Annotated in this window: 1 tRNA gene and 2 rRNA genes (1 of these 3 cut by a window edge); all 3 read left to right on the top strand. The window is 54.5% G+C overall.

The features are described 5' to 3' along the window. Positions 1-1,981 (top strand): 23S ribosomal RNA (locus BMI91_RS19620); it begins 853 nt to the left of the window's first position. A 131-nt stretch (positions 1,982-2,112) separates the two neighbouring features. Beyond that, a 5S ribosomal RNA gene (gene rrf, locus BMI91_RS19615) occupies positions 2,113-2,227 on the top strand. Between the two features lie 195 nt (positions 2,228-2,422). Continuing rightward, positions 2,423-2,499 (top strand) — tRNA-Met (locus BMI91_RS19610). Position 2,500: the final 1 nt, after the last annotated feature.

Genomic DNA, 2,500 nt, shown 5'->3' with positions numbered 1-2,500 from the left:
AGCGCGTCGATTGTATTCTCCCGGGGGTAGAGCACTGCATGGATGATGGGGGCCCACAGCCTTACTGAGTCTAAGCAAACTCCGAATACCGGGAAGAACTGATCGGCAGACACACGGCGGGTGCTAACGTCCGTCGTGGAGAGGGAAACAACCCTGACCAACAGCTAAGGCCCCCAATTCATGGCTAAGTGGGAAAGCATGTGAGACTTCCAAAACAACCAGGAGGTTGGCTTAGAAGCAGCCATCCTTTAAAGATAGCGTAACAGCTCACTGGTCTAGTCAAGAGGTCTTGCGGCGAAGATGTAACGGGGCTCAAGCCATGAGCCGAAGCTTTGGATGCACAGTGATGTGCGTGGTAGCGGAGCGTTCTGTGATATAGAACGCTGCCTCCTTATCTCCGTTCTCGGAGTATTGGAGGCAATGTTCTGACTGTGAAGCCGGGCTGTAAGGCATCCGGTGGAGTGATCAGAAGTGAGAATGTTGACATGAGTAGCGACAAACAGGGTGAGAGACCCTGTCGCCGAAAGTCCAAGGGTTCCTGCTTAAAGCTAATCTGAGCAGGGTAAGCCGGCCCCTAAGGCGAGGCCGAAAGGCGTAGTCGATGGGAACCAGGTTAATATTCCTGGGCCATGTGGTGGTGACGGATTGCGAGGGTTGTTCACACTTATCGGATTGTGTGGGCCGCTTAGCAGTTCCTGGAAATAGCCCCACTATCGGACCGTACCCGAAACCGACACAGGTGGACTGGTAGAGAATACCAAGGCGCTTGAGAGAACCACGTTTAAGGAACTCGGCAAAATGCCTCCGTAAGTTCGCGAGAAGGAGGCCCCATTCTCACGCAAGTGAGGGTGGGGGGCACAAACTAGGGGGTGGCGACTGTTTACTTAAAACACAGGGCTGTGCGAAGCCGTAAGGCGACGTATACAGTCTGACGCCTGCCCGGTGCCGGAAGGTTAAAAGGAGGAGTGCAAGCTCCGAATTGAAGCCCCGGTAAACGGCGGCCGTAACTATAACGGTCCTAAGGTAGCGAAATTCCTTGTCGGGTAAGTTCCGACCTGCACGAATGGCGTAACGATCTCCCCGCTGTCTCAAACGTGGACTCAGCGAAATTGAACTGTGTGTCAAGATGCACACTACCCGCGGTTAGACGGAAAGACCCCATGAACCTTTACTATAGCTTCGCACTGGCATCAGGCATGTGATGTGCAGGATAGGTGGTAGGCTTTGAAACGGGGACGCCAGTCTTCGTGGAGCCATCCTTGAGATACCACCCTTCGCCTGCTTGATGTCTAACCGCGGTCCCTTATCGGGATCCGGGACCCTGCGTGGTGGGTAGTTTGACTGGGGCGGTCGCCTCCCAAAGTGTAACGGAGGCGCGCGAAGGTTGGCTCAGACCGGTCGGAAATCGGTCGTTGAGTGCAATGGCAGAAGCCAGCCTGACTGCAAGACTGACAAGTCGAGCAGAGACGAAAGTCGGCCATAGTGATCCGGTGGTCCCGAGTGGAAGGGCCATCGCTCAACGGATAAAAGGTACTCTGGGGATAACAGGCTGATGGTGCCCAAGAGTCCATATCGACGGCACCGTTTGGCACCTCGATGTCGGCTCATCTCATCCTGGGGCTGGAGCAGGTCCCAAGGGTACGGCTGTTCGCCGTTTAAAGAGGTACGTGAGCTGGGTTTAGAACGTCGTGAGACAGTTCGGTCCCTATCTGCCGTGGGTGTAGGATACTTGAGAAGAGTTGCCCCTAGTACGAGAGGACCGGGGTGAACGGACCACTGGTGGACCAGTTATCGTGCCAACGGTAGTGCTGGGTAGCTATGTCCGGACAGGATAACCGCTGAAAGCATCTAAGCGGGAAGCCCCCTTCAAAACTAGGTATCCCTTGAGGGCCGTGGAAGACCACCACGTCGATAGGCTGGAGATGTAAGCGCGGCAACGCGTTCAGTTGACCAGTACTAATTGCCCGATTGGCTTGATTTGATCCGGTAGAAGCCAGACCTCTGGCATCCGATCAAACAGCATGCATTAATTTAGTGTAGAACGCTCCGCGCCAGCGCAATGCTGGAGGCGGCAAGCGCAGCATGACTTGAACTTCATCGCTTCTTCCTCGGTTTGGTGGTCATAGCACGAGCAAAACACCCGGCTCCATTCCGAACCCGGCCGTTAAGTGCCGTCGCGCCAATGGTACTGCGTCTTAAGACGTGGGAGAGTAGGTCACCGCCAAACCTAGAAAGAAGCGATAAAACTTCATCTCTCAAACAACGATGACAAACAAAATCCCGATCGCAAAAACATAAAGCCCTCGGGAAACAAACGCGGGATCGAGCACCCCGCAATCGCTACAAACTCTCCGAAAGAGTTTGAAAAACGCGATCGCCTCGTCAGGCTCATAACCTGACATAAAGGCAAACGCTCAACGGACGCGGGATGGAGCAGCCCGGTAGCTCGTCAGGCTCATAACCTGAAGGTCGTAGGTTCAAATCCTACTCCCGCAACCAA

Source organism: Thioclava sediminum (assembly GCF_002020355.1).
Lineage (GTDB): Bacteria > Pseudomonadota > Alphaproteobacteria > Rhodobacterales > Rhodobacteraceae > Thioclava > Thioclava sediminum.
This window is presented reverse-complemented; position numbering and strand designations above follow the sequence as displayed.